This window comes from Methylophilus aquaticus, from assembly GCF_030769565.1.
Lineage (GTDB): Bacteria > Pseudomonadota > Gammaproteobacteria > Burkholderiales > Methylophilaceae > Methylophilus > Methylophilus aquaticus.
Genome location: NZ_JAVCAP010000001.1, coordinates 54,832 through 80,925, shown reverse-complemented (window position 1 = coordinate 80,925; position 26,094 = coordinate 54,832). Strand labels below are relative to the sequence as shown.

General features: G+C 50.5%; 29 protein-coding genes. 11 read left to right on the top strand and 18 right to left on the bottom strand.

Translation table 11 applies throughout. The annotated features are described in order from the left end of the window. Positions 1 to 7: 7 nt before the first annotated feature. Complete coding sequence (locus Q9291_RS00410; RefSeq protein ID WP_306388007.1) at positions 8 to 313, bottom strand: ArsR/SmtB family transcription factor; 306 nt, start codon at positions 311 to 313, stop codon at positions 8 to 10. Positions 314 to 475: 162 nt separating this feature from the next. Here Q9291_RS00410 and Q9291_RS00405 point away from each other — a divergent pair, with 162 nt between their 5' ends. After that, positions 476 to 1,141 (top strand): hypothetical protein, encoded by a 666-nt coding sequence (locus Q9291_RS00405; protein ID WP_306388006.1) that lies wholly within the window; start codon positions 476 to 478, stop codon positions 1,139 to 1,141. A 3-nt stretch (positions 1,142 to 1,144) separates the two neighbouring features. On the opposite strand, the gene Q9291_RS00400 is transcribed toward Q9291_RS00405, so the two are convergent. Next, positions 1,145 to 1,900: a uroporphyrinogen-III synthase gene (locus Q9291_RS00400; protein WP_306388005.1), complete on the bottom strand. Its 756-nt coding sequence runs from the start codon at positions 1,898 to 1,900 to the stop codon at positions 1,145 to 1,147. After that, the gene (gene hemC, locus Q9291_RS00395) at positions 1,897 to 2,841 is read right to left on the bottom strand and encodes a hydroxymethylbilane synthase (protein ID WP_306388004.1); all 945 of its coding nucleotides are present in this window, start codon (positions 2,839 to 2,841) and stop codon (positions 1,897 to 1,899) included. The genes Q9291_RS00400 and hemC overlap by 4 nt, the downstream gene beginning before the upstream one ends. Positions 2,842 to 3,125: 284 nt before the next feature. On the opposite strand from hemC, the gene Q9291_RS00390 reads away from it, so the two are divergent. Then, positions 3,126 to 3,797, top strand: a complete 672-nt coding sequence (locus tag Q9291_RS00390) for a mechanosensitive ion channel family protein (RefSeq protein WP_306388003.1) — start codon at positions 3,126 to 3,128, stop codon at positions 3,795 to 3,797. A gap of 243 nt (positions 3,798 to 4,040) precedes the next feature. Here the strand turns inward: Q9291_RS00390 and Q9291_RS00385 are convergent, their stop codons facing one another. Together Q9291_RS00385 and Q9291_RS00380 are read right to left on the bottom strand one after the other, a co-directional pair. Beyond that, positions 4,041 to 4,796, bottom strand: a complete 756-nt coding sequence (locus Q9291_RS00385; protein ID WP_306388002.1) for a LytR/AlgR family response regulator transcription factor — start codon at positions 4,794 to 4,796, stop codon at positions 4,041 to 4,043. Then, a complete protein-coding gene (locus Q9291_RS00380; protein WP_306388001.1) occupies positions 4,789 to 5,808 on the bottom strand; it encodes a sensor histidine kinase in 1,020 nt (339 codons plus the stop codon). The genes Q9291_RS00385 and Q9291_RS00380 overlap by 8 nt, the downstream gene beginning before the upstream one ends. Positions 5,809 to 5,911: 103 nt before the next feature. Between Q9291_RS00380 and argH the strand changes: the two genes are divergently transcribed. Together argH and Q9291_RS00370 are read left to right on the top strand one after the other, a co-directional pair. Then, positions 5,912 to 7,330, top strand: coding sequence for an argininosuccinate lyase (gene argH / locus Q9291_RS00375; RefSeq protein ID WP_306387999.1), 1,419 nt, complete (start codon positions 5,912 to 5,914; stop codon positions 7,328 to 7,330). Then, positions 7,330 to 8,154: a hypothetical protein gene (locus Q9291_RS00370; RefSeq protein ID WP_306387997.1), complete on the top strand. Its 825-nt coding sequence runs from the start codon at positions 7,330 to 7,332 to the stop codon at positions 8,152 to 8,154. The genes argH and Q9291_RS00370 overlap by 1 nt, the downstream gene beginning before the upstream one ends. Positions 8,155 to 8,634: 480 nt before the next feature. On the opposite strand, the gene hemW is transcribed toward Q9291_RS00370, so the two are convergent. Next, entirely contained in the window at positions 8,635 to 9,846 is a 1,212-nt protein-coding gene (gene hemW / locus Q9291_RS00365) for a radical SAM family heme chaperone HemW (RefSeq protein ID WP_306387995.1), read from the bottom strand. A 170-nt stretch (positions 9,847 to 10,016) separates the two neighbouring features. On the opposite strand from hemW, the gene Q9291_RS00360 reads away from it, so the two are divergent. Beyond that, positions 10,017 to 10,508: a BLUF domain-containing protein gene (locus Q9291_RS00360; protein ID WP_306387993.1), complete on the top strand. Its 492-nt coding sequence runs from the start codon at positions 10,017 to 10,019 to the stop codon at positions 10,506 to 10,508. Between the two features lie 176 nt (positions 10,509 to 10,684). Here Q9291_RS00360 and Q9291_RS00355 read toward each other — a convergent pair whose 3' ends face one another. Both Q9291_RS00355 and Q9291_RS00350 read right to left on the bottom strand, forming a co-directional pair. After that, the gene (locus tag Q9291_RS00355; RefSeq protein WP_306387991.1) at positions 10,685 to 13,201 is read right to left on the bottom strand and encodes an ABC transporter permease; all 2,517 of its coding nucleotides are present in this window, start codon (positions 13,199 to 13,201) and stop codon (positions 10,685 to 10,687) included. Beyond that, complete coding sequence (locus Q9291_RS00350) at positions 13,201 to 13,905, bottom strand: ABC transporter ATP-binding protein (protein ID WP_306387989.1); 705 nt, start codon at positions 13,903 to 13,905, stop codon at positions 13,201 to 13,203. Before Q9291_RS00350 ends, Q9291_RS00355 begins: the two co-directional genes overlap by 1 nt. Positions 13,906 to 13,907: 2 nt before the next feature. Here Q9291_RS00350 and Q9291_RS00345 point away from each other — a divergent pair, with 2 nt between their 5' ends. From Q9291_RS00345 to Q9291_RS00330, 4 genes are all read left to right on the top strand, one after another. Next, complete coding sequence (locus Q9291_RS00345) at positions 13,908 to 14,558, top strand: arylesterase (protein ID WP_306387987.1); 651 nt, start codon at positions 13,908 to 13,910, stop codon at positions 14,556 to 14,558. Between the two features lie 492 nt (positions 14,559 to 15,050). Further along, positions 15,051 to 15,842, top strand: coding sequence for a TIGR04255 family protein (locus Q9291_RS00340; protein WP_306387985.1), 792 nt, complete (start codon positions 15,051 to 15,053; stop codon positions 15,840 to 15,842). A 15-nt stretch (positions 15,843 to 15,857) separates the two neighbouring features. Then, positions 15,858 to 16,469: a hypothetical protein gene (locus Q9291_RS00335; RefSeq protein ID WP_306387983.1), complete on the top strand. Its 612-nt coding sequence runs from the start codon at positions 15,858 to 15,860 to the stop codon at positions 16,467 to 16,469. Between the two features lie 9 nt (positions 16,470 to 16,478). Then, on the top strand, positions 16,479 to 17,309 hold the full coding sequence (locus tag Q9291_RS00330) for a hypothetical protein (RefSeq protein ID WP_306387982.1): 831 nt from the start codon (positions 16,479 to 16,481) through the stop codon (positions 17,307 to 17,309). 162 nt (positions 17,310 to 17,471) lie between these two features. Here Q9291_RS00330 and Q9291_RS00325 read toward each other — a convergent pair whose 3' ends face one another. The 4 genes from Q9291_RS00325 to Q9291_RS00310 form a co-directional block, all read right to left on the bottom strand. Next, entirely contained in the window at positions 17,472 to 17,753 is a 282-nt protein-coding gene (locus Q9291_RS00325; protein ID WP_306387979.1) for a HigA family addiction module antitoxin, read from the bottom strand. A gap of 97 nt (positions 17,754 to 17,850) precedes the next feature. Then, a complete protein-coding gene (locus Q9291_RS00320) occupies positions 17,851 to 18,273 on the bottom strand; it encodes a type II toxin-antitoxin system VapC family toxin (RefSeq protein WP_306387977.1) in 423 nt (140 codons plus the stop codon). Next, entirely contained in the window at positions 18,273 to 18,521 is a 249-nt protein-coding gene (locus Q9291_RS00315; protein WP_306387975.1) for an AbrB/MazE/SpoVT family DNA-binding domain-containing protein, read from the bottom strand. The genes Q9291_RS00320 and Q9291_RS00315 overlap by 1 nt, the downstream gene beginning before the upstream one ends. Before the next feature lie 370 nt (positions 18,522 to 18,891). Then, on the bottom strand, positions 18,892 to 19,233 hold the full coding sequence (locus Q9291_RS00310; protein WP_306387973.1) for a YegP family protein: 342 nt from the start codon (positions 19,231 to 19,233) through the stop codon (positions 18,892 to 18,894). Positions 19,234 to 19,447: 214 nt separating this feature from the next. Between Q9291_RS00310 and Q9291_RS00305 the strand changes: the two genes are divergently transcribed. Then, positions 19,448 to 19,657, top strand: coding sequence for a hypothetical protein (locus Q9291_RS00305; protein WP_306387972.1), 210 nt, complete (start codon positions 19,448 to 19,450; stop codon positions 19,655 to 19,657). A 119-nt stretch (positions 19,658 to 19,776) separates the two neighbouring features. Here the strand turns inward: Q9291_RS00305 and recQ are convergent, their stop codons facing one another. The 6 genes from recQ to Q9291_RS00275 are packed head-to-tail and all read right to left on the bottom strand — an operon-like array spanning position 19,777 to position 25,043. Beyond that, positions 19,777 to 21,603 carry a DNA helicase RecQ gene (gene recQ / locus Q9291_RS00300; protein ID WP_306387970.1) on the bottom strand — a complete coding sequence of 609 codons (1,827 nt, stop codon included), beginning with the start codon at positions 21,601 to 21,603 and terminating at the stop codon, positions 19,777 to 19,779. A 14-nt stretch (positions 21,604 to 21,617) separates the two neighbouring features. Next, positions 21,618 to 21,833: a hypothetical protein gene (locus Q9291_RS00295; protein ID WP_306387968.1), complete on the bottom strand. Its 216-nt coding sequence runs from the start codon at positions 21,831 to 21,833 to the stop codon at positions 21,618 to 21,620. After that, positions 21,830 to 22,453, bottom strand: coding sequence for an RdgB/HAM1 family non-canonical purine NTP pyrophosphatase (gene rdgB / locus Q9291_RS00290; RefSeq protein ID WP_306387966.1), 624 nt, complete (start codon positions 22,451 to 22,453; stop codon positions 21,830 to 21,832). Before rdgB ends, Q9291_RS00295 begins: the two co-directional genes overlap by 4 nt. A gap of 2 nt (positions 22,454 to 22,455) precedes the next feature. Beyond that, positions 22,456 to 23,178 carry a ribonuclease PH gene (gene rph / locus Q9291_RS00285; protein WP_306387965.1) on the bottom strand — a complete coding sequence of 241 codons (723 nt, stop codon included), beginning with the start codon at positions 23,176 to 23,178 and terminating at the stop codon, positions 22,456 to 22,458. A gap of 3 nt (positions 23,179 to 23,181) precedes the next feature. Continuing rightward, positions 23,182 to 24,111, bottom strand: a complete 930-nt coding sequence (locus tag Q9291_RS00280) for a PP2C family protein-serine/threonine phosphatase (RefSeq protein ID WP_306387964.1) — start codon at positions 24,109 to 24,111, stop codon at positions 23,182 to 23,184. Then, positions 24,108 to 25,043 carry a serine/threonine protein kinase gene (locus Q9291_RS00275; protein ID WP_306387963.1) on the bottom strand — a complete coding sequence of 312 codons (936 nt, stop codon included), beginning with the start codon at positions 25,041 to 25,043 and terminating at the stop codon, positions 24,108 to 24,110. The genes Q9291_RS00280 and Q9291_RS00275 overlap by 4 nt, the downstream gene beginning before the upstream one ends. 153 nt (positions 25,044 to 25,196) lie before the next feature. On the opposite strand from Q9291_RS00275, the gene Q9291_RS00270 reads away from it, so the two are divergent. Continuing rightward, positions 25,197 to 26,078 carry a YicC/YloC family endoribonuclease gene (locus Q9291_RS00270; RefSeq protein ID WP_306387960.1) on the top strand — a complete coding sequence of 294 codons (882 nt, stop codon included), beginning with the start codon at positions 25,197 to 25,199 and terminating at the stop codon, positions 26,076 to 26,078. Positions 26,079 to 26,094 lie beyond the last annotated feature (16 nt).

Below are 26,094 nucleotides of genomic sequence, written 5' to 3'. Positions count from 1 at the left end.
CCCCTGTTTAAATTTCTTCTTCAACGTATTGCAAGACATTATGTAGCGCCTGCTGCATCCAGTCTTTATTCACCTGAAAATAGACTTCACGTCCTACTTTTTCACTTTTCAAAGCCCCCCCTCGTTCGAGCACCTTGAGATGATGCGTGACCGCTGTCCGGCTGAGCTGTGAAGCCTCAACCACCTGCAAGATGGTCAAGCGCTCGTTTTTTTCAAACGATAACAAAATACGCTGCCGGTGGGCGTCACCCAACGCAACAAAGAGATCAGAAATCTCGGTCCAGGCATCCGGGATGGAAGTGATTTTTTTCATATAACTAAATAATTAGTTATTTAGTTTATTTTGTCAAGTAGCGTGTTGAAAATAGTGCGTCTGGCCCATAGTCAGGGTTTCATTAAATCGTCATTCGCCAGCCAACCCGGACCGTTACACTATGTTGAAAATGCGAAAAATAAACCAATCCGGGAACGACAAATGTTACGTTTAGCTGTCGTGTTATCGTTGCTGGCTGCCATGCCTGTGACTGCCCATGCCAGTACCGTGATCAGTCTGGAGAGTAGCTATTGCAGTGGCCAGATGTCCATTTCATCGCTCTCTGGTGCCTCGCTCAGCTGCGACGGTAACCTCACTTTAAATGGCGGATGGATAAACGCTGACGCCAGCATCCTTATTCACGCAGACGGGGACTTGCTGCTAGAAAACCTCAACTTGAATGCGCAAGAAATTTCGCTTTCGACGTTCCAAGGTGGCATCCATATCGCAAACACCGTGAATATTAACGCCGTTCAAAACGATGGCAGTGGCGGTGGGCAAGTCGTGATCAGTGCAGGTAACAACGGTCTATTCCCGAAAACACCCATCATTCACTGGCAAGCTTTTGACCTGTCAGTCAATGCCGGTAGCACCGTGCATTTCAATATGCCATCCACACACACAAGTGCTCCTTCAGGCGTGATTGCAGTTGGAGGTCAAATTGTGATCAAACCAGATGGCGCTATTGAAATTTCATCAAGTCAAATATCCTCACCCCTGATCAACACCCCGCTCACTGCTTCAGTTTCGGCTGTGCCAGAGGCAAATCGCGCGGCGATGCTATGGCTGGGTTTGGGCTTGCTGGCGTTTAGACGCAGGCTGCTTTGACGACTACGCAAGCTGACGTTGCAACAGATCCAGCATGGCGTCATCCCCTGAAACACCACTACAGTAGGCCGTGAGACCCGCCGCACTCGCCTGTTCGGCAATACGGGCATGGTTCACAAAGACAGGCGTGGCTTGCAACCAGGCGGCATCCTGCGCCAGGTCGAGTAAAAAGCGCAGGGCTTCACTGCTGGTCACAACGATGCCATGCAGTTGGCCTTGATTATAGGCCTGCGCCAACACTTGCGCATTGCTTTGAGGGTTGACGCGCCGGTAACATTCGCCAAACACCACTTCGGCACCGCGTTGTTTCAAGGTATCGGCCAGCACTTCACGCCCACCCACGCCACGCACGATCAGCACGCGCTGCCCCTGCATCGCCTGAAAAGCTTCTAGTGCAAGCAGCGCTTCACTATCAAAGCGGTCTTGCGGAGTGAGCACTTGCGCAATACCAAAGCTACGCAGACTGGCCGCTGTGGTCGGGCCGATTGCCGCAAATTGCAGCGTGGCCGGTAACCCGGCTTGCTGCAATAGCGGCATACCATGCTGTACGGCATTACTGCTGATAAAAATCGCCCAGTCAAACTGGCTCAGGGGGGTGATGGCTTGATGAAAATCAGAGAGATCAGGCAGTGCCTGAATATCCAGCAGTGGGAATGAGATGACTGCGCCCCCTGCTGACGCGATGGCAGCTGTCAACCGGGTGGCTTGCTCGGGCGGGCGCGTGACGGCAATGGTCTGCCCGGCCAGGGGCAAGGTCATTTCACGCCGTCCAGCGCTGCCAGTATTTTATCTGCGCCACGCGCAACCAGTTGCTGCGCTAATTGCTGGCCCAGCTTTTCTGCCTCGTCAGCAGAGCCCGTGACGGTTTCCCTGAGCATTTGTTTGCCGTCTACACTCGCCACAAAACCGGTCATGTGCAACATGCCATCCTGCTTGGTCGCATAGGCGCCCAATGGCACGGTACAGCTCCCGGCCAACGCACGGCTAAACCCTCGTTCAGCCAGCACGCACAGTTCGGTATCTACATGATTTAATGGTGCCAATATGGCCAGTAAATCCTGGCGCTTGGCGTTGATTTCTATGCCCAAGGCGCCCTGCCCAACTGCTGGAATGCTGTCTTGCGGTGCGATAGACTGGCGAATACGGTGGCCCAATTCCAACCTGATCAAACCCGCCGCTGCCAGAATGATGGCGGCATATTGTCCTTCATCCAGCTTACGCAAACGGGTTTGTACATTACCGCGCAAAGATTCGATCTTCAAGTGCGGAAAGCGTGCCTGCAACTGGCTTTGCCGCCGCAAGCTGGAAGTCCCCACTACGCTTCCCGCGGGCAAATCTTCCAAAGCATCATAGTCATTGGAAACAAAGGCATCGCGCGGATCCTCTCGCTCACCGGTCGCTGCCATCATAAAGCCCTCTGGCAGATGCATGGGCACGTCTTTCATGCTGTGTACGGCGAGATCGGCACTGCCATCTGCCAATGCGTTTTCCAGCTCTTTTACAAACAGACCCTTGCCGCCGATACGCGACAATGGTGAATCCAGGATCTGGTCGCCGGTGGTCGTCATGCCAAGAATAGTCACAGTGCATTGCGGATAGAGCGCCTGTAATCGTGCCTGAATATGCTTGGCTTGCCACATCGCCAGCGCACTTTCGCGTGAGGCAATCACCAGTGTTTGAGGGGGATTGAATGTCGTCATCCCGGCATTTTAACCCAGATTTTTCCCGAGGGCACGGGCGGATGGTGCGCCCTGAGCGCGCGACACACTGGCAGCACATGCCTGCCAAATACTTTGCCCGTATGCAGCGCTGCGCGCAGGAGCATTCTAATTCAGCGAATATAAAGCCATCGCCGTCACCATGTCAGCTATACACTGACACACAAGCCCTAAAAGATCGGGTAAGCTTATGAGCCGTGTCTTTTGCTCATGCGCTTTTAGAGCACACAAATGAATAGACCAGCATTGTCCGAAAGGGGTAAATAATGCAATACCAACTCGAAATCTTCCTGTCTTCTCTCAATTATTTCTGGATCGATCTGGTCAATTTTGTACCCAAACTGTTAGCGGCGATGGTGATTCTGTTTTTTGGCTGGTTGATCGCCAAATTGGTCCGCCTCGGCGTTAAACGTCTTCTCGAAATCACCCGTTTTGATGCTTTTGCAAAAAAATCTGGGGTTGAAGCCTTTATGCAGGACGCCAATTACCATGTCACTCTGAGTGGCATTATCAGCCAGGTCGTTTACTGGCTGGTGATTTTGCTGTTTGTGATTACGGGTGCCAACTCGCTGGGCATGACCGAAGTCGCCGTGTTGCTGCGTGAACTGGCCAGTTATCTGCCGCATATTATTGTCGCGATTCTGGTGGTGATCTTTGGGACGCTGTTTGCCCGCTTTATCAACCGCCTGGTGTTCGCGTGGTTGCACAGTATCAAATTTGAACATGCGCTTGTCATCAGCACATCAGCTGAATACTGCATTCAAATACTGGCGATTTTTATCGGGCTGGAGCAGCTGGGTATCGGCATGCAATTGATCCATGCATTGTTCGTGATTGTGTTTGGCGCCGTGTTTCTGGCACTGGCGATTGCGTTTGGACTGGGTGGCCGCGACTGGGCAAATCGGGTAATTGAACAGGCGCAGCAGAAGAAAAAATAAGCGGTATTTTGCAATAAACCCAGATTTTCCATTAGGCGATTTTCAATCTACTTGAACGTCAACTTGTCCGGATTGCGTCTTTTTTGCGCAAATTTTCGGTGAATAGAATGACTATTTTTTAGTCCCTCAAATTTCCACAAAAAATCCATCAAACCACCCTGCGTGGCCGTTTCAAGTCCTCATGGAAAATCTGGGTTTAAAAAGCCCGGCGACACATCTTTCGCCGGGCTTTTTTTGAATACGTTAAACCATTTTAATCAAATGCTGGTGCCGACGGCTGACGGCCAACGTGTCAGTAATACCTTTGATCAGCACCACCCACGCAGCTTCGGCGGACACATCCTCCGCCTCGCTACGCAGTTTTTCAAAACCGGCAATGGCATCACGCGCCACCAGCGCATTGCGATGTACACGCACAAAATTTTGGCTATAGGTCTGCTCCAGCTGGCTCAGCGAGGCTTCCAGCAAATGGGATTTTTCACGCGTACGCACCGTGACATATTTGAGTTCAGCACGCAAATACAACACCTCGGAGAGAGGCACCAGTATCACCTTGCCGCGCTCATGGATACTCAGATGTGCGTGGGTAGATTGCAATGGTTGCAGTGCCTGCAGCTGTTTGTCAGTCATGGGCTGTTTGGCTTGCACTTTTGCGAGCGCCGCCGCGAGGCGCTCGGTGCGTATCGGTTTGAGCACATAATCAACGGCATTCAAGTCAAATGCCTGCAAGGCATAATGGTCATAAGCCGTGGTAAAAATCAGGCTCGGAGGCGCGGCCATCCCGCGTAAATGTTGTGCAAACTCAATGCCATCCATCACTGGCATGCGAATATCCACCAGCACAATGTCCACGGCAGAGGCCTGTAATTGCGCCATCGCTTCTACACCGTTGGCAGCTTCGTCTGCAATGGCATAGCCGCCTATATCCCCCACCAGATCACGCAAACGCTGTCGAGCCAGTGGCTCGTCATCGACAATCAATACGGTTATTTCAGCCATGCATGACCTCGGACAGCGGTCGCGTCGGAATCGTGATTTCGACTACATAGCGCTGATCGGCCTGATATTGCAGGAGCTGCGCCTCAAGGTCATAGTGCAAACGCAAGCGTTCCCGAATGTTTTTGAGTGCCATTTTATTGCCACCGGGCTTGTCATTATTGGGGGGCAACGGATTGCTGATACGCAGTAACAAACGTTTGTCGCTGGTATCAATTTCAATCGTGATTACGCCGCCTTGCGCACGCGGCTCTATGCCGTGATACACCGCGTTCTCTAGCAAGGGCTGCAAAATCAGTGGCGGAATCATGATGTCAGGTGGAATTGCCGCGTGTTGCCAGTCGCATTGCAAGCGGGCATCCAGTCGCAATTTTTCAATACTCAGATACTGCTGGCACAAAGCCATCTCTTGCGCCAATGGCACCAAGTCTCTATTATCCGCCATCAATACGCGAAACAGCTCCGCCATGTCTTCCAGTGCGGTTTCAGCACGCTGTGGCTGGCTACGAATCAATGACAGCACTGCATTTAAGCTGTTAAACAAAAAATGGGGGCGGATTCTGGCTTGCAAGGCCTGCAATCGCGCTTCGGCAATGGCAGGCGAGTACGCACGCTGTAACAAGTCAAGGTAATACAAACTCAGCACGCTGTCGCCCATACAAACCAAGGTCACCTGCACCCAGTTGAGCGGCGTCAGGGCGGCAATAAATTGCTGGTAAATCGCCGTGATGGCCAGGGTCAGCAGCAGGGCCAGCCCAATAATGGCGGCCATGCCCGAACGATAAGGCCAGCGACTCAGCCACGGATAGCACAGCGTCAGCATGCCCAGCACCAGTAACAAAGGCGGCAACAGGCACAAACCAAAGCCTGTGATATCCGCCCACAAGGTGTTGTTGGCCAGTGCAGGCTGCCAGTTGAACAATGCCAGCAACAGCAATAAGCCCACATGCAGCAATAACACTCTTAAGTGAATGCCCAGATTGCGAAAATTGGGGATGCGGCTACTTTTACGCACAGTGTGATGTTCGTTTATAATGTCGTGATAGCATCATAAGTATTAAGTGCCACAGGTGCAAGCACGCGCTAGCCGCCCAATTTCTGGCAGAAAGAATTTTGTTTTGACAACGTCCAATTCCAATACACAGTCTTCATTGCATCAAAAAGACCAGGCATGGTCAGGCCGCTTTAACGAGCCGGTGGCCGAACTGGTCAAACGCTACACAGCGTCGGTGGATTTTGACAAACGTCTGGCCGCTTTTGATATTCAAGGCTCCATCGCCCACGCCACCATGCTGGGCGCACAAGGCATTATTTCTGCCAAAGACGTTGAAGACATCAAACGCGGCTTGAGCGAGATTCTGGCTGAGATTGCAGCCGGGCAATTTGAATGGCTGCTGGATCTGGAAGATGTCCACCTGAATATTGAAAGACGCCTGACCGAGAAGATTGGCGATGCAGGCAAACGCCTGCACACCGGCCGCTCGCGTAACGACCAGGTCGCCACCGATGTACGCTTATGGTTGCGCAGCGTGGTCGATGACACCATCGCTGGCATCCGCGCCCTGCAAACCTCGCTGCTCGATCTGGCCGAACAACATGCCGCCACCATCATGCCCGGCTTTACCCATTTGCAAGTGGCGCAGCCAGTGACGTTTGGCCACCACCTGATGGCCTATTTTGAAATGCTCAACCGCGATGCCGAGCGCTTTGCCGATGCACGCAAACGGATTAATAGCCTGCCATTGGGTGCCGCTGCACTGGCGGGCACCAGCTACCCGATCAAGCGGGAACTGGTGGCCGAGTTGCTCGGCTTTGACAGCGTTTGCCAGAACTCGCTGGATGCCGTCTCCGACCGTGACTTTGCCATTGAATTTAATGCGGCGGCTTCTTTGCTCATGATGCACCTGTCACGTTTTTCTGAAGAACTGATTTTATGGATGAGTCCACGCTTCGGCTTTATTGATATCGCTGACCGCTTTTGCACCGGCTCTTCCATCATGCCGCAAAAGAAAAACCCTGACGTACCAGAACTGGTGCGTGGCAAAACCAGCCGCGTCTATGGCCATTTGGTCGGCCTGCTGACCCTGATGAAAGGCCAGCCACTGGCCTACAACAAAGACAATCAGGAAGACAAGGAACCGCTGTTTGACGTGGCGGACACCTTGCTGGTGACCTTGCAGATTTATGCAGACATGCTGCGCGGCATTACCGTCAAAGCCGACAATATGCGTCAGGCGGCATTAGAGGGCTTTGCAACAGCAACGGATCTCGCCGACTATCTGGTGAAAAAAGGCATGCCGTTCCGTGATGCACATGAAGTCGTCGCGCATGCAGTCAAAGCTGGTGTTGAATCTGGCCGGGATCTGGCTGAGTTCAGCCTGACCGAACTGCAAGCCTTTAGTGGCAGCATCAACGACGATGTGTTTGAAGTGCTCACGCTCGAAGGCTCGGTCGCCAGCCGTAACCACACCGGAGGCACCGCACCAGCACAAGTGCGCCGCGCCATCGCGCAAGCCAGACAACAACTGGGCAGCTGATGCGCCACCTCCCTCATCACCGTTTGTGGCACTGGTTACGCAAAACCTGCTTACACAAGGGGATGATGGACCAACTTTCATTGCTTGCCATTAGCATAGCCTTCGCGCTGCCCATCCCGCAGGCACAGGCCGCACTTGGTATTGAAACACCGCCGCGTGAACCGGGCATGCTATGGCCGCTATTGCCAGGTGAAAGTCTGCAGAGCCTGGCGGTCAAACTCTACCCGCAAAGCCCCATTTTGCAACAACGCTTTATCCAACAAGCCCTGAGCTTCAGTCGTCATCGTGGCATTCTTCTGCAGGCGGATGCACCCACTCAACGCGCACAACTAATTGCCGTTCCCGATGCAGGCGACATGCATACTGTGACCCGCCGCATTAAAAAGGCGGAAGAACTGACTGCCGATACTGTGGATGAAAAGCTGCCTGGTTTGGTCATGAGCATGCAAATCAGCGGCGGCCCTGTAGCCCCGCTTCCTGCTCCACCACTCTTGTCCAGATTGCACTGGCGCGAGATCCATTGGCCCAGTGTGCATCTGCCAACATTAGAAACTGCACAGTTTGATCAGGTTAAAAAATCCTTTTTGACGCGCTCTGAGCACTGGCTAAAGCATGGTCAACAGGCGATACAACCGGTATGGCAGCAGGTGAAAAAACTGGGCGTGCAAGCGGCAGAGCATTATCAGGCGAATGCCCGGGCCATTGCACAAACGCCTTTGCGGGCAATTTACCAGCACCCACAACAAGCGATTATTTTGGGATGTGCGGTGTGGTTGCTGGTGTTGAGTTTGGTGTGGGGGGTGTTGGAAACGCGGCGAGATTAACGGTAATCTTTGTGGGTCTTTGTTACTCACTTTTTCGCCTTTAGGCGAGTAACTTTCTGTTGCTTGCCCCACATAAAGTAACCACAACTAACGGAGTGTTGCGGCGCAGGCTAACCTTTAGGTTAAGCCACGCTGTGGCGGCCGTAGCCAATTTCGCTGGACGCCCGCGCTGATAAGCAACGCAGGGAACAAGCGGAAGCTAGGGTGCACTTTCTTTTGGTTACTTTTTCTTTTGGCAAGCAAAGAAAAGTAACTCGCTGAAAAAGCGAAAAGCTACCTGACAAACATCTACTAACGCGTTGGTATCCATGCTCACCCTACAAAACAAAGAACAGCCTTTTATTGCAATCACACAACGCCTGGATTCCCCCTTGCAGGGCGCGCTGGCTTCTGCATAAGCCAGCCGTTCCGCAGGCGCAGAGCAAGCTCTGCGAAACCCCTGCTACACCCTCCGCCGGAATGACAATTGTTAAGGCGTCTTTATCCCTTTAAAAACATCTCCAACAAGGTATTCAAAAACCGCTGCCCCAACAAGGTCGGTTTAATCGCGCCCCCAACCTGTTCCAACAATCCCTTTTGCTGCGCTTCAAGCAACTGCGCCTGTATCACCCGCAACGGCAATCCCGTGCGTTGCTGAAACAAATCAGCTTCAACGCCATCTACCAGCCTCAACGCATTCATCATAAACTCAAACGCCAAGTCTTCGCGCCCAATCTGCCATTCACTATCCACCACCTGCCCGGTAGTGATCGCCTCAAGATAACGCTTGGGATGCTTATGCCGACTCTGGCGAATAATCTTGTCATGAAAACTCAGCTTGGAATGCGCCCCGGCACCTATACCTAGATAATCACCAAAGGTCCAGTAATTCAGGTTGTGTTGGCATTGCTGCCCAGGCTGGGCAAACCCCGAAGTTTCGTAATGCTGATAGCCATGCGCAGCAAGTATCTTCTCGATTTCTTCCTGCATGGTGGCGCTGGTATCGTCATCGGGCAAGCTCGGTGGCGTGCGGTGAAATGGCGTGTTGGGTTCCAGCGTCAGGTGATAAAACGATAAATGCGCAGGCTTAAGCTGGCAGGCGGTTTCGGCGTCTTTTAGTGCGTCTTCCAGCGTTTGTTCCGGCAATGCATACATCACATCCAGATTCACCTTGTCAAAAGTATTCAACGCAAGCTCCGCGGCTGCCAAGGCCTGTTCACGGTCATGAATGCGGCCAAGGGCTTTGAGATATTGCGGCTGAAAACTCTGAATACCCAGCGATACCCGGTTGACTCCGGCCTCGCGGTAGCCCTTGAAATTGGCGATATCCACCGTGCCCGGATTGGCTTCCAGCGTGACTTCTGCATCGTACTCCAGCGGCGTGAGCATGCGGACGTTGCTCAAAATTTTATCAATCGCCTCGGCAGAAAAAATGCTGGGCGTGCCGCCGCCAAAAAACACACTGCGGATTTTGCGCCCCCACACCAGCGGCGTGGCTTGCTCGAGGTCGGCAATCAGCGCATCTACATAGGCCGCCTCGGGGATTTCCTGCCGCGCCTCATGCGAATTAAAGTCACAGTATGGGCATTTGCGTACGCACCAGGGTATATGGATATACAGTGAGAGCGGCGGCGGATTGGTCAGGCCGGACAAGGTGGCTTCACCTTGCAACGGAGCTTCTTTAAGGCTATGGGCAGGGTAAATCGGAATCATATGTGCATATTCTACCGCGTAAACCCTGCTAAGCCTTGATGAATGATTTCTTTAATTTGATCATACTCGCAGTACGCAACCCTCCCCCCTCTGTAGTTTTTGCATAGCCGACCACTCTTGCTGCACTGCAACTATTTAAAGCCCCAAAAGTCAAAATTCAAGGGATTGTGATGATGGAGCCACCAATGAGCGAAGACCACGAGTTAATCATGTTGAGTTACACCAGCATTGCCAGCCATTTGATGACACATGAGGAGTTGATTCAGCTATTGCACCAGGCGCGTGAAAATAACCACAAACGCGGGATCACTGGCATGTTGCTTTATATGGAAGGCTGTTTCTTTCAGGTGTTGGAAGGAGATCGTGCAGTGCTGGAAACACTGTACATCAAAATCGGCCAGGACAAACGCCATCATCATGTCATCAAATTGCTAGAAGAACCTATTATGACGCGCGGCTTTGATGCCTGGAGCATGGGTTACCGTCATGTCACTCGTGAAGATCTGGTACAAGAAACCGGATTAACAGATTTCCTGGATAAAGAGGAAAGCGGATTTGACGGCATGCATAGCGAACATGCCAGAGCGCTCATTTCCGCATTCCGTCAAGGTCGCTGGCAAACGCAAAACACTCGTCAATACCGCTATGTCAGCCTTGTATAATCCTTTGCAATGCTGAAATGGTTTTCAGCAAGTCTCGCCAGTGATGATCAATAAATGTTAACGGTCAAAACTTAAATCATAGGCTAAGCTCGGCAAAGTGGGCCCCAACTGACCCTTTGAAATTGCGTGGTCTCTGGCAGTGTTTTTGGTCTAGACGCAGTCAATCGATTAACGCCTTATATGCTCTGCAGCAACGCCCTGGGCGGCTGGTTAAACTGGTTGCGCGCCACCAGCCAGGCAGACAAGGGCACCAGCACAATTGCCGCCAACAAGGCTTGCACGGTCAGCCAAGCGTTGAATTGATATTCCATATCGAGCACCCCCGTTGCCAGGTAATAGGCCGCGATATTGGTAAAAATATTGGCGACAACGCTGGCGAGTACGCCGATACATAAGAACTCTACCAGCATGGCAAGCACCACCTGCTTTCTTGAAGCGCCCAGCACCCGCATCAAGGTGCTTTCGCGCACCCGCTCTTCGCGGGTTGCCATCAGCGCGGCATACAACACAGCCAGGCCCGCCAGTAGGCTAAAACCAAACACGAATTCAATCGCATAGCTCATTTTGCTGATCAGGCTTTGAATCTGCTCCAGCACCGCCGCCACATTAATGATGGTTAAATTGGGGAATTTTCTGACGAGCTGATTCAGGGCGTCTTCATTGCCCGCGGGCAGGTGAAAGCTGGTGAGGTAATTGGCGGCGTAATTATCCAGCACCTGGGGTGGCGTCACCGCAAAAAAATTCACATGCATGCTGTTCCACTCCACCTTGCGCAAACTGGTGATGGTGAGTTCAAGCTGGGTACCGGCCACATCGTAAGACAATTTATCGCCCAGCTTTAAATTGAGTGTTTCAGCCAACCCCTGCTCTAGTGACAACATCGGTTTGCCTGCATCTTCGGCCCGCCACCACTGCCCTGCTACCAGTTCGTTATCGGCCTGCATCTGCGCTGCCCACGATAAATTGAATTCACGCTCGGCCAGGCGCTTGGCGCGGTCATCTTTGTAATCTTCAATATTAAGAGGCTTACCATTTACTGAGATCAGCCTTGCGCGCACCATGGGCAAAATAACGGCATGCTGTATGCCATGTGCGCTTAATACGTCATGAATGCCGGGAATCTGATCGGCCTGGATATTAATGACAAACCGGTTAGGTGCATCTGCGGGTAACGAGGTCTGCCAGTTTTTTAGCAGGTCATTACGCACAAATGCCAGCAACAAGATCGCCATCAAACCCATGCTTAAGCCAACCACCTGCGCGATGGTCAACATGGGGCGGCGTCTTAAGCCCATGAAACCGAGCTTGATTACGCCGAAATTTTGTACACTGAACGATTGAACAATCCGAAGCCCAACCAACGCCAGTAAACCTGCCACCACGACCAATGCTAACAGCGAAGCAAATACAATCCCAGCCAGTTTGATATCACCGGCATGCCAGAACACCAGCCCTGCCAGCACTAAGAATGCAGGGATAAATACAATGACATTCATACGCACATTGCCTTCCATATCCTGGCGCAAAATGCGAAGTGCCGGTACTGCGCGCAAACGCATTAGCTGCGGCCATACCACGGTGAGCAAGGTAGCAAACCCGGTGACTAAGCCTAACAGCACCGGCATCCAACTGGGGGCGGGCAAGGTCTCCAAAAACAGGCGGCCAGCGAGGATGGCCAATCCGTATTGCGCGACAAAACCCAACACACACCCGATCACGCTACCGACCAACGCCAGCAACAAGGTCTGGACAAGCAGAATCTGCGTAATCAGTTTTTTGGTCGCGCCAAAGCAACGCATCAGCGCATACGCATCCAGGCTTTTTTGCACATAGGGAATGCTCGCCAGCAACATCGCCACCATCGCCAGAATCACGCCCACCATGGAGGCAATGCCCAAGAACTGTTGCGCCATATTTAGCGCATTGCGCATTTCCGGGCGGGCGCTGCGGATATCGTCTACGCGCTCACCTCGGGCTAACTGCGGTTTAAGCCATTCGGCATAGTATTCCATGGCCTGGTTGACCGATGCGCCATCCATATTGGCTGCGACCAGCAACTGGTATTTCACCCGGCTACCAAACTGGACCAATTTGGTAGCCGGGACATCGGCACTGTTCATAAACAAGCGCGGCGCAATGCTGAACATATCGCCGCCCCGCGACGGCTCCTGCAACACAAATGCCGCGACCGCAAACTGGCTTTCGCCGACGCTAATTTCATCGCCAATCTTCAATGCGAGTTTTTGCGCCAGTCGCGGCTCCATCCATACCGTTCCGGGTGCCGGGATTTCAGCTGAAGGTTGCTCAGCCTTTACATCGGTCGCTGACTGCTTGCTGATCGTCAAATATCCACGTAGCGGAAAACCAGCTTCTATTGCCTTGATTTCAGCAAGCTCACTACTCTCGTCTTTTACCACCATGCTGGAAAACTCTAACGCCTGCGTGGTCTGGTATTGGCGCCGTTGCGCTTCGGCCAGATATTTTTCTGGGAGAACATGGTCTGAGTTGACCACCAGATCTGCCCCCAACAACACATTGCCCTGAGTTTGCATGCTGGATTTGATACGGTCAGTGAAAAAACTGACAGATGTGGTTGCCGTCACCGCCAGAATCAGTGCAAACAGCAATACCCGAATCTCACCCGAAGACCACAGGCTGCGAAACTGACGCCAGGCAATGGAGAAGGCTAACATTAATGCGCTCCTGAATTGTCGGGAATAGTGATCTCACCGAGTACGCCATTCTGCAAATTGAGCACACGCTGACAACGTCTGGCCAAATGCATATCATGCGTCACCAGCACCAGCGTCGTACCGTTTTGCGCGTTTAAATCAAACAGCAACTTGATAATGGCCTCACCTGTCGCGACATCCAGATTACCGGTTGGCTCATCCGCAAATAAAATGGCAGGGTTGGCCGCAAACGCCCTGGCAATGGCCACCCGCTGCTGCTCACCGCCCGACAATTGTTTCGGGTAATGCGTGGCACGTGCGGCCAGCCCTACACTTTCAAGTGCCGTTACCGCAACCGTTTGCGCATCACGGCGACCCGCCAGCTGCAACGGCAGCATCACATTTTCCAAGGCAGTCAGTGAGCCCAGCAATTGAAATGATTGAAAGACAAAGCCCATGTGCCTGGCACGCATCGCCGCACGGCAATCTTCATCCATCACACCGATATCCTCACCCGCAATCAGGACTTTTCCGCTACTTGCCGTGTCCAAGCCTGCTAACAAGCCCAGCAATGTAGACTTACCCGACCCCGAACTGCCGATAATCGCCAGCCGCTCACCCTGCGGCACGGCCAGATTCAAACCAGTCAAAATAGGGAGTGTTGTATCATTGCTAACAACCGATTTACTTAACGATACCGCTTCAACTGCATAAGGAGTTTGCATTAATGGTGTTCCGATTTCTTAATTTATTAATCTTATTACCTGCTTTACTGTTTACCAACTTCGCAATGGCAGAGACGACGTCCAAACAAACAATTCTGATCTTCGGCGACAGCTTATCCGCCGCCTACGGCATCCCCAAAGAAAAAGGTTGGGTCAATCTGATGGCGCAACGAGTGAAGGACAACCAATTGCCCCACGAAGTTGCCAACGCCAGTGTAAGCGGTGAAACAACTGCTGGTGGACTCAGCAGATTACCTGCGGCACTCAAGCAGTTTAAACCAAGCATAATCGTGATAGAGCTAGGAGCAAACGACGGTTTACGCGGCCTGCCGACAGATACCATGAAAAATAACCTGGAAAAAATGATTCAGGCCAGCAAACAAGCGAATGCGCAGGTAGTGTTATTAGGCATGCTGATCCCGCCGAACTATGGCCCTAAATATACCAATAGTTTTAAATCGGCGTTTCTGGATTTGTCAGAGAAATACAAAACACCGTTTATCCCGTTTTTTCTGGATGGGATTAGCGGGCACGCTGATTTAGTGATTGAAGATGGGTTGCACCCGAATGTGAATGCACAGCCTAAGTTACTTGAGAATGTTTGGCCAACACTAAGTGCTGTATTGAAGCTGGCTAATAAAGCGAAAAATTAATCACTTTTCTATTCAATATCTATTCACTTATAAAATCAGTGCTGATATTTTATCAGATATTAATATTCATTAAAGCATTGATTTATATATTTATTTTATGGGTTACCAACCAAAAATCAGACTGCTTTTGACAGCGCTTTATCTATTCATCGATCTATTCAAAAATAAACTTTCGTGACTATTAAAGCCACCCTTGATGAAGGCACAACCCAACGATAGGCAGAATCAGTGCAGGTGTTTTTATAGAAATAGCGATCTTTGGCGGTATTTTTAGGGGTAGTCAAATAGGCATCAAAGGAGTCTGACCCTTTGATTTTCTTAATAATGGAAACTCACCACAAGGTCGTTTTGTGGGCAATTAAGTGGCAAGTTGAAATTGAGATGCACTAAATTAACCTGTTTATTGAACTCTATCCCAAGATACAAAAAACTTTCCGTTAAATATAATGTCAAGTAGAATGTCAAGTGAAACAAATATAACTAGGATAATATATGGGTAAAAAACTTAGCAATGCGCCACTGTATTACACAGTTGTGCAGGTACAATTTAACCCAATTCTTAATCTCGATAGCTTTATGCCCGCGATTCAGTCTGAAATGCGGGGATTAGGTTTCCCAGACTATAAAAGAGAAGTAAGGCAAAGATTTTTCCTCAATCCAGACCAGCACAATCCGAACAGTCAAAGCGTGCCTAGCATAATCCAAGAAAATAGAAATTTATTTGGAGATATTGAAGGACTAAGTAAATTCATCTTAGATAATAATGCTCTAACATTTGAAACAACTAATTATGAAACCTATGAAACCTTCGTGAAATGTTTTAGTGCAGGATTAGGTGTTGTTCATAATATTATAAATCTTGCATTTACTGAGCGAGTAGGGCTAAGGTATTTAGACGCGGTTTTTCCGCTCAACGGTGAGCCTCTGAATGAGTATTTAGTTAACGAAGTGCGCGGTCTTAAAAATATGATTGCTGGGAACTTTGTTCATACTTATACAGAGACTGTCACAGAAAACGATGCGGGTCAGTTAATTTCAAGGGTGATAATAAGAAATGGGGCTGTAGGACTTCCTGAGGACTTAGCTATGCAGCATGTTAGGTTTGCGCATAAATTTGTCTCCTATGAAGGAGAGCATGCAATAATCGATTCTGACGCTTTTACTCTGATGCGTCAGCCTTTTAGTTTAGACGGAATTAAAAAAACATTAGAAAAACTGCATATTAACGCAGGTGACTCTTTCAAGGCGTCAGTATCAGATTACGCATTGCAGACTTGGCAATAGCCACGGGATGAAATAATGAATAACACAAGCACATATGGCGGGTGGTTTGCTCCTCAGGCAAAAACTGGGAATGTAACAACTTTTGTTAAATCATGTGGCTTGGCTTACTGCACAATTATTGCAAGTATTGTTGGATTGCAGACTGCAGGTGAAATTTCGCCAAGAGCTCTTACAGAGCGCTCCTCACATGTAAGGCTTAACGTAGTTGTTTCTCGTAATCCCCAAGAGAATCTTAAGTTTATCAAAAGTGTGTTTTCTCCATCTATATTAGACCTGGCTAATACATTCGATGTATCTAGGCAGTCTATTTACAATTGGTTAAATGGAGAGCAAATTGCTGATGCCAACTTAGCAAAACTAGCTAACCTTACTGAAGCCGCAGAAATTTTTGCTTCATCAGGCATTAAATTATCCTCGATGATATTGAAGTCCCGTCTTATTCATGGGAAAAATCTTTTTCAAATTGTGCGCGATGGCGGATCGGCAAAATATGCGGCTAACCAAATTGTCACAGCTCAGTTAAGGGCGGAAGCACAAAGAAGTAAAGTACTGGACAAATTCAGAAACAAAAAAGGTGCCAATCCAACTGCAGACTTTGCATTACCCGCACCCAATGAGTTTGTATAAAAACAACACATGTATGAATGGCGCACAACTCTTTGGAGGCAAGGCTCTATTGTAGAGCCGAGTGATGCCGTTTCCTTGGGATTAATAAATCCCGATGAAATACATACATCGCTAGTAATTATTGCTTCTCATGATTGCGATTTAACTCGACCTCCAGAAATCGAGCCTGTCGTAGAATTTATTGTTGGGAATGTAATTAACAAGATTGATGGAAATTGTGCTGATGCAAAAACAGCCAGAAGATTGCATACGACTGTAATCGGACAATCGACTCTCTATGTTGAGTTTCAAGCCCCTCGAAAAAGTGTTATAGCTAAAAACCATTTTGAAAAAATTAACCCCTCTAAAACATATTCTTTAAGTGTCGATGATTTAAGGACATATCAATATTGGCTGGGAAGCCGATATTATCGGTCAGCATTTCCAGATGAGTTTGAAGATAGACTACAATCTTCAAAATTGGCAAAAGCAATATCTGAGGCTGTAAGGCCTGGTGGCGAAGATATCCTAGCTGTCCTTTTCAATCTCGATGACGGAGAAGATATAACCCGTAATGGAGATGATGATTTATACAAGCTTGATATCTATATTTTGTATGCTTCCGAGTCAAATGAGGGGCGTGCGTTTAATTCAGCTACAAACGCAGTAGTAAGAGTTCAAAAGGCGTTTGAGCAGAGGTTGTTGCATCCAACCAACAGTTGGAAAAAGATTGAATTAGTAAGTTGCGAAGCCATTTCAGATGCGGCGATGCCCTATCTGGTATTTAGGCGATTGAAGCGCTGGAGACTGGACTACTTGAGTCTTGCTGATGTGCCTCAGCAAGAGGTGGCACAAAACTAAACTATTAGTTCAATGCTGTTATTTTACTCCGACCCCAATCAACTCCCAATCAACTCATTCAGCCATCATTTTTTGAGGCATGCATAAAACTAGGGGGCAGATACCGTCTTGAAGAATCGATGGAGTCAGTCTCGATAGATTTTTAATACAGCTAAAACATCCTTATGCTGCATTTAAAAACCTTGAAATTTGGTGTTTGTAATGTTGCTTGGCCTGCCAAATATCGTATTGCACTTGCATGCATGACCAAAAACCAGGTGAAGTGCCTAATGCATCTGCCAGCCTCAAATCCATTTCTGCACTGATGCCAGCTTTGCCATTAAGTATGCGCGAGAGGGCTGCGCGGGTAATACCAAGGTGTTTTGCAGCGTCTGTCACACTGTAATTGAAGGGTAGGTATTCTTTTAATACCTCACCGGGGTGAGAAGGTTGTTGCATTTCCATAAAAAAATCCCTTGTTTCTTGATGCCGCAACCATTAAGTTAGCCGCAAGGCACTTTTGCTATGTAACAAATTTTTGTTACCCAGAGGTTTTGCAAAATCACATTACCTCACAAGAGAAACCCATTTCTTGCGCGGTTTTTGACTGATTATTATCCAAAGTCACAAACTCCTTTATTCCAGCGCCTAATGCCACACTGAGATACAGCGCATCGCCTGCGCGTAAATTAGGATGACTACGAATTAGCGCACCCGCCTGACTGTAAATTTCTCGGTTGATGGGTAAAAGTTTGATGCCGCCACTAATGAGGGTTTCAAATGTCTGCAAGATGGCTGTGGCTTGTTCTGCTTGTAATTGTCCCGTGCGCAGCTTGAGCGAAATCGCACTATTAAATTCTGCGATTAGCCAATCAGTACTTTGCGGGAGCTGTTTTTGATTTTTAAACCATTCGATGCAGACCGCCGACTTAGGCTCGTGTGTGAGCATAGCTACGATAACGCTGGTATCAACATAGCACATCATTAGTACCGTTCTTGATTACGCATGACCTCTATCACTGAAGTTGTCTCGGGGAGCGCTTGCTGGAGCGCAAGCAGATCTTGAATAAATTCAGTTTTATCAAAAGATTTTTGGGGGGCAAGCACCAATTCGCCTTGTGGGTTTAAGCTGACTTCTACACTATCACCATCCTGGATTTGCATTTGTTTGGCGATACTCGAAGGCAAGCGCACGGCCAGACTGTTACCCCATTTTGCGATTTTTAATTCCATGATTAACCCCAAATAATGTTTATCCATGTATATACATTAGAGCGATCATTTCAAGGTGTCAAGCTTTACGGAAAACTTAAAAGACACTTTTTGGGATATTTGTTTCAACACCTGAAAAAACGCATCACTTCGTCATCCTCGCGTAATGGTTGTAGAAGGCAATACCTGCAGAAAATGCTCTCGAACGCGCGGCTCCATGTAAGCGAGTGATTAAAATGGATTCCCGCTTTTGCGGGAATGACGGGTGATTGCTTCTTTTGTTAAAAATTGACTCTTTTTTAGTGCGTGCAAAAGTCTCATGCTTTAATTACCCAAAACAAAAAGCCCTGCAGTGTGCAGGGCTTACAGCTAATCCATCGCTTAGAGACAGTTATGCGCCGGTGAGGTCTTTCACTGTTTCTGCCTGGCCGTTGTTTTTTACCGAGGCAATGCCGTTGTCGCGCGAGGCTTCGGAGGCATACATCTGGCTGGTGCCGATAATCTGGTGATTGCCTGCCAGCAGGTTGAAATAGGGGCTGCCATTTTTAGCCGTGAGTTTTTCAAAACGCTCATCCAGCGGGCTGTTTTTGCGTACAGATTCGATGCCGTTTATTGCGGCAGCCCTGGTGGTGTATTGCTCACTTTTTAATATTTGTTCGCCATTGCCAGCTTTCAGCGCAAAGCTGAATTGCCCGTTGGCGTCGCTTTTTGTCAGTTCAAACCATCCTGCCATCGCTTTTCTCCTGATTGTTGTTGGGTACAGCAAACTTTATTAAAGCACCGGAACATGTTGCACAGCCAAGCTTGTCACGCTGGCTTTACATAGCTTTAAATCACTGTCTTATTCACACCACCCGAAAAAAGTGGATAGCCCGAACAGGCTATTGAGTGAATATGGCAGTTGGAGATAATGAGTTAAACCTATTGTATTTTGTATACCGCTCAGCATGGAACAAGCCCAGCCCCACCAACACCCGACCCAGCCACAAACACACGAAGTGTGGCAAGACATGTGCCGCATCTGCCTGATTAATGGCAAGCTGGTGGCGCTGCCTTATATTGAAGCTTCGCGCTTTGATGATTATGAGTTTGGGGCCACACTGGCTGCAATCAGCGCCAATCGGCTGATTCGCAAGCTGTTAAACAAAAAAGACTGATTCGTCGCCAATCCAGTTTGCAGCCGTTGCTGCATTGACTACTGTTTAAGTGAATCGGCAACATCGCCAGGCAAACCCGGGCCAATGGGGATCAATATTAAAAAAGCACAAATGGCTTTTTAAGCCATCTCTTCGAGCACCTGCAAAAACGCATCACCATATTTCTGCAATTTGGCTTGGCCTATGCCGCTAATCTGCCCCATTTCCTCTAAGGTCTGCGGCTGACGGTTATGAATTTCAAGCAAAGTACTGTCGTGAAAAATCACATAGGGCGGCACACCTTGCTCTTTGGCCAGTTCCAGCCGTTTGGCTTTGAGCGCTTGCCAGAGCGGGTCGTCGCTGGCACCGGCAAACGCTTCTTTGGCACGGGCGCTGCGTTCGGCTTTGCTGAGTTTCTTTTCGGGTTCGGCATCACGGCGTAGCCAGACTTCCTGCTCGCCTTTGAGTACCGGGCGGGCGGCTTCAGTCAGGTGCAAGCCACCATAGCCTGACATATCGGTTTCTAAAAAACCGGCGGCAATCAGTTGACGGTAAACGCCGCTCCATTGCGCCTGGTTAAGTGTTTTGCCGATGCCGAAGGTGCTGACTTGCTGATGGTTAAAGCGCTCGACTTGCGGGGTGAGTTTGCCGGTGAGCACATCAATTAAATGGCCTGCACCAAAGCGTTGCCCAGTGCGGAAGACGCACGAAAGTGCCATTTGCGCGACTTGGGTGGCTTGCCAGGTTTCAACCGGGTGCAGACAGTTGTCGCACTGGTCACAGGCACCGGGGTGGCTCTCGCCAAAGTAGCGCAAAATGCTTTGATGGCGGCAGGCGGTGGATTCGCAGTAGCCTAGCAGGGCATCGAGTTTCAACCGCTCCAGCCGTTTGCGCTCTTCGGAGGCTTCGCCGCTATCTAGCATTTGCCGCATGGAGACCACATCGCCCATGCCGTAGACCATCCAGGCATTGGCAGGCAGGCCATCGCGCCCGGCGCGGCCAGTCTCCTGATAATAGCCTTCCATGCTTTTGGGCAGGTCTAAATGGGCGACAAAGCGCACATTGGGTTTATCGATGCCCATGCCGAACGCAATGGTTGCCACCATGATGATGCCTTCTTCACGCAAAAAACGACGCTGATTGTGCTCGCGTAACTGTGCGGGTAAACCGGCGTGATAGGCTAAAGCAGGCCAGCCTTTTTCCACCAGCCAAGCGGCCGTTTCTTCGACTTTTCGGCGTGATAAACAATAAATAATACCGGCATCGTCCGTGTGTTCACGTTCCAAAAAGGCTTGTAGTTGCTGGCGGGCGTTATTTTTAATGCCAACGTGGTAACGGATATTCGGACGGTCAAAACTGGAGACAAACTGGCGGGCATTATCGAGATTAAGCTGACTGATAATTTCAGCACGTGTCGGTGCATCGGCCGTCGCAGTCAGCGCGATACGGGGCACATCGGGGAAGCGATTATGCAGCACGGTAAGCTGACGGTATTCAGGCCGGAAATCATGGCCCCATTGCGAGACGCAATGCGCTTCGTCGATGGCAAACAGAGCGAGGCCAACGTGCTGTTGTACTTCATCCAGCAGACTTAAAAAACTGCCGACCATTAGCCGCTCGGGGGCGACGTAGAGTAATTTGATTTCACCACTGACGACCTGGCGGGTGATGCGGGCATTGTCTTCTGCGCTTAAACTGGAATTCAGGAATGCTGCGTTGACGCCCAATTGCTGCAAGGCCTCGACCTGGTCTTGCATGAGGGCAATCAAGGGCGAAACGACAATGGCGAGACCTTCGCGTGCGAGGGCGGGAATCTGGTAACACAGGGATTTGCCGCCGCCGGTGGGCATCAGCACCAGCGCATCCTGCCCACTGATGACGTGTTCCACGATGGCTTGTTGCTGTTGGCGGAACTGGTTGTAACCGAAAACGTCGTGGAGGATGTGCTGTGGTGAGAGGCTGGCCATGTGGGATAGCACGCCTAGATTTTGTTATACGGATTAATCAATTGATCTACGAGGTCGTGTAACGCTTTGCGCATCTGTGCTTCGCTCACTTCCATCAGCAAGCCGTCTTCGAGCGCATCTTGTGCGATCTGCTTAAGTTCGTCAAAATTTTCAGTCATGACTTTGACTTTTTCGGTACAGGAAACCACCGAACCATCGTCACGCAGCCATTTAGGCCATTCAGTGTTCATGTGCTTAATCTTTCCAGCTGTTGCAGCAGTTTGGTCATCGCTTGCCCGCGATGACTGATGCGGCTTTTAATTTCAAGCGGTAATTCTGCCACGGTTTTACCGGTCTTGGCATCCATAAAAATCGGGTCATAGCCAAAGCCATCGCTGCCACGAAACTCGCGCAGGATTTCGCCTTGCCACAGACCTTCGGCAATCAGAGGTTGCGGATCGTTCGCGTGACGCACCAGCACCAGTACCGTATAAAAATGGGCGCGGCGATCACTGATGCGTTGCATGGCTTCGAGCAATTTGTCGTTATTGCGTTCGTCTTGCGTGAGCAGGCTGTTGGGTGGTTGCGGCCCGGCGTAACGCGCCGAAAGTACACCGGGTGCGCCTTGCAGGGCATCGACGCACAAGCCGGAATCATCCGCCAGTGCCGGCAGGCCAGTATGCTGGCTGGCATGGCGCGCTTTTGCCAGCGCGTTTTCAATAAAAGTGCAATGTGGCTCCGGACACTCTGGCACCTGCAATTCGCCTTGCGGGAGAATCTGCACATTGAGCGGGGCCAGCAAATGTGCAAACTCGCGCAGCTTGCCATTGTTGCCGGAAGCGATCACCAGTTTTTCGAACGGCAGCGCCATGCTTAATCCTTTGCCAGTGCCTGTTGTTGCAGTATGCCCAGTTCGGCAATGCCTTTGGCGGCCAGGTCCAGCATCTGCTGCATGGTTTCACGCGCAAATGGTTCGCCTTCGGCGGTGCCCTGAATTTCGACAAAACCGCCACGGCCTGTCATCACCACGTTCATGTCCGTATCACAATCGGAGTCTTCAATGTAATCCAGATCCAGTACCGGCACGCCTTGATAGACGCCGACGGAAATCGCCGCGACGGCTTCTTTAATCGGTGTTTCCTTGATCAGGCCTTTGTTGAGCAAGGTGCTGACCGCATCGACCATGGCGACATAGGCGCCGGTAATACTGGCGGTACGGGTGCCGCCATCGGCCTGAATCACGTCACAGTCAAAATGAATGGTACGCTCGCCGAGTTTTTGCAAATCAATCACTGCGCGCAGGCTGCGGCCGATCAGGCGTTGAATTTCCTGTGTGCGTCCGCTTTGCTTGCCTCTGGCCGCTTCACGGTCCATGCGACTGCCAGTCGAACGGGGTAGCATGCCATATTCAGCCGTCACCCAGCCCTGACCTTTGCCCTTTAAAAAGCCTGGCACTTTTTCTTCGACGCTGGCGGTACAAATCACATGGGTATCGCCAAATTTGATCAGCACCGAACCTTCGGCGTGCTTGGTGTAGTGACGGTGGATTTCGATGCTGCGCAACTGATCATTCGCGCGCTGACTGGGTCTGTTCATGGTTTAAGATTCCTGTTTTTTAATATATTGCCGGCTTTTACCCAGCGCTTCCTGAATTTCGGCAATGGCCCGTTCAATTTCGTCGTCGGTCAGATCCAACGCATAGGGGTGCGGCGTCACCGCGACCTGATTCATCATGGTAGTGGTGCCATTGACCGGTAAATCCAAGGTAGAAACAGTGAGCGGCGCCGACTGGCGTTCGCCCCACTGCAAGGCAATGGCACTCATGTTGTCGCCCTCAGTTTGACTGGCAGCTTCGGCATCATCCAACAGACGTGTGACGCCCTGACTAATGTTGGCGGCCAGCATATCCTGCGCGATAGACACCTCTGGCACACTGTTCCACACACCGTCAGAACATAGCAAAATTACGTCGCCTTCACGCAAGGGCATGGGCGGCGCCAACTCAATCTGCGGCGGCTGTTCACCGCCCACACAATTATAAATTTTATTGCGGTGGGGGTGATGGGCCACTTCTTCGGCGCGGATTTTTCCATCGCGCAACAATGACTGCACAACCGAGTGATCTTGGGTCTGGTGTTCGATCAGACCATTACGATAGAGGTATAAACGCGAGTCGCCGACATGTCCACAGAACAAGGTGTTATGTTGGATAAGCGCCACCACAATCGTGGTGCGCGGCGACTCCATCAGCCGTTTGCGCAAGCGCACATTTTCAATCACCGCGTGCACCCGGGCAATCTGCTCGCGTAGAAATTGTGCAGGCTGTGCGATCATGGGCGAGGCTTCCCGTTCAAAGGCTTCTACCATGCCCTTGACCGCAATATCGGCCGCCACTTCGCCGTGTTGATGCCCGCCCATGCCATCTGCCAACACCATTAAAATGCCGTGGCGGCTGTAAGAATACGCCAGGCGATCCTGATTGTATGGACGCGGCCCCTGGCGACTGCCTTGTGAAATAGAAAACTTCATAACGGCTTTGTCAGTACCTTGATAATTTTATCCACCAGCGAGCCACGCGGGTCGTCTATGACACGCACCGCCAACATCTTCTTTTGCAGCGAAAACACGCTTTGCGGGCGCAGCATGTAATCGAGTTGCATACAGTGGTCAATAATCGCCAGCAGCTTTTCCGAATACACCTGCTTGCCTGCGGCCATGGCCGGCACCAGGCTATCCGTTTTCATGCGCATGTCTGCCGGTTGCGGCGAGGTACGCTGCATACAGGCATACATGCTGGCCCCTATGCTGTAAATATCACTCCATGGCCCCAGGTGCTTGCGGTCATAATATTGCTCGGGCGGCGCGAAGCCGGGGGTGAAAGTGGGCGCCAGTGTTACTTCAGATAAAGCCTGTCGTGCCGAACCAAAATCGAGTAATACTGGTGAACCATCGAGCCGGATATAAATATTGGCCGGTTTGATGTCCATATGCAGCAATTTGCGTGTATGTACTTCGCGCAAGCCATTCAGCAGCTCCACAAACATGCGGATCAGGAAGTTTTCTGGCACCGCATTTGGCAAGGCCATAATGTAATCCTGCAGCGATTTGCCGCGCTCGTATTTCATCACCATATAGACGGTGTTATTGGCACGGAAGAAATTCTGCACGCGCACGATATTTTTATGCTCGATGTTGGCCAGTGCCAGACCCTCTTCAAAAAAGCACTTCATGCCATGCTTGAAAGCAGCTTCGTTCTTACCATTGGAACGGATTTCGGTGGTGCCTTCGCGCTCGGCCAGCGACACTGGCATGTACTCTTTAATAGCAACGGTATGCTTTTGGCTGTCTTGCGCCAGGTAGACGAAGCTGAACCCGCCCAGACTGAGCACACGGGTAATCGTGTAATCATTGAGCACCGTGCCCACCGGCAACGCAAAATCAATTTTAGTGGCTAGCTTCAATACAGTATCGGGCGCGTTTTCAGTACGCGCAGTTTCAGGGAGGACATCTTTCTATTTTCGCACAACCAACAGGCATTTGATACAATCGGGCGATACTTCAAATCCAGTAGCCCAAGCCCGATACCTCTGGCACTATTTTCAAGAAAGACCCGCATGACCCGTCCTGCCCCGACCATTTTAAGTATGACCGGCTTTGCCGCCCGTGAAACCCGCTTCCCCGGTGGCACGCTACTGATTGAACTGCGTGCAGTCAATCATCGTTATCTGGAGCTGCATGTCAAAATTGAAGATGCCTTACGCCAGTTTGAGCCCCTGGTACGGGAACTGCTGCAAACGCATCTTGGACGCGGCAAGGTGGAGTGCCGCCTGAGCCTGAAAAGTGATGCGGCTACCCAGTCAGCGGTCGTGCTGAATCCGCAAATGGTGACGCAAATTGCGCAAACGCTGACACGTTTGCGAGAACACTTTCCCGACGCGCAAGCCGTGAATCTGGTGGACATTTTCAAACTACCGGGTATCTGCCAGAGTGACCCGGTGGATACTGAAGCCATGGCGCAAAGTCTGCATGAGGGCTTGCTGCAAGCTATTAAAGAACTCATTGCTGCACGTCAGCGTGAGGGTGAAAAACTCAAGCAAGTGCTGCTTGACCGCCTGCAAGGCGTGCGCGAGCAAATTGGCATCGTCAAACCGCTGCTGCCGCAACTGATCGCGCAGTATCAGGAAAAACTGACGGCCAAGCTACGCGAAGCCTTGCTCGAAGAGGATGACCGCATCCGTCAAGAAATGGTGCTGTTTGCACAACGTATTGATGTGGATGAAGAGCTGGCGCGCCTGCAATCGCACATTACCGAGATGGACAGAATATTGGCTGCAGGCGGCGCAGTGGGTAAGAAGCTGGACTTTTTAATGCAGGAAATGAACCGTGAAGCCAATACATTAGGGTCCAAATCGGTATCGATTGAGACCACACAAGTATCAATGCAGCTCAAAGTGCTGATCGAGCAAATGCGCGAGCAAATACAGAATATTGAATAAACCCTGCTGTGCAGAG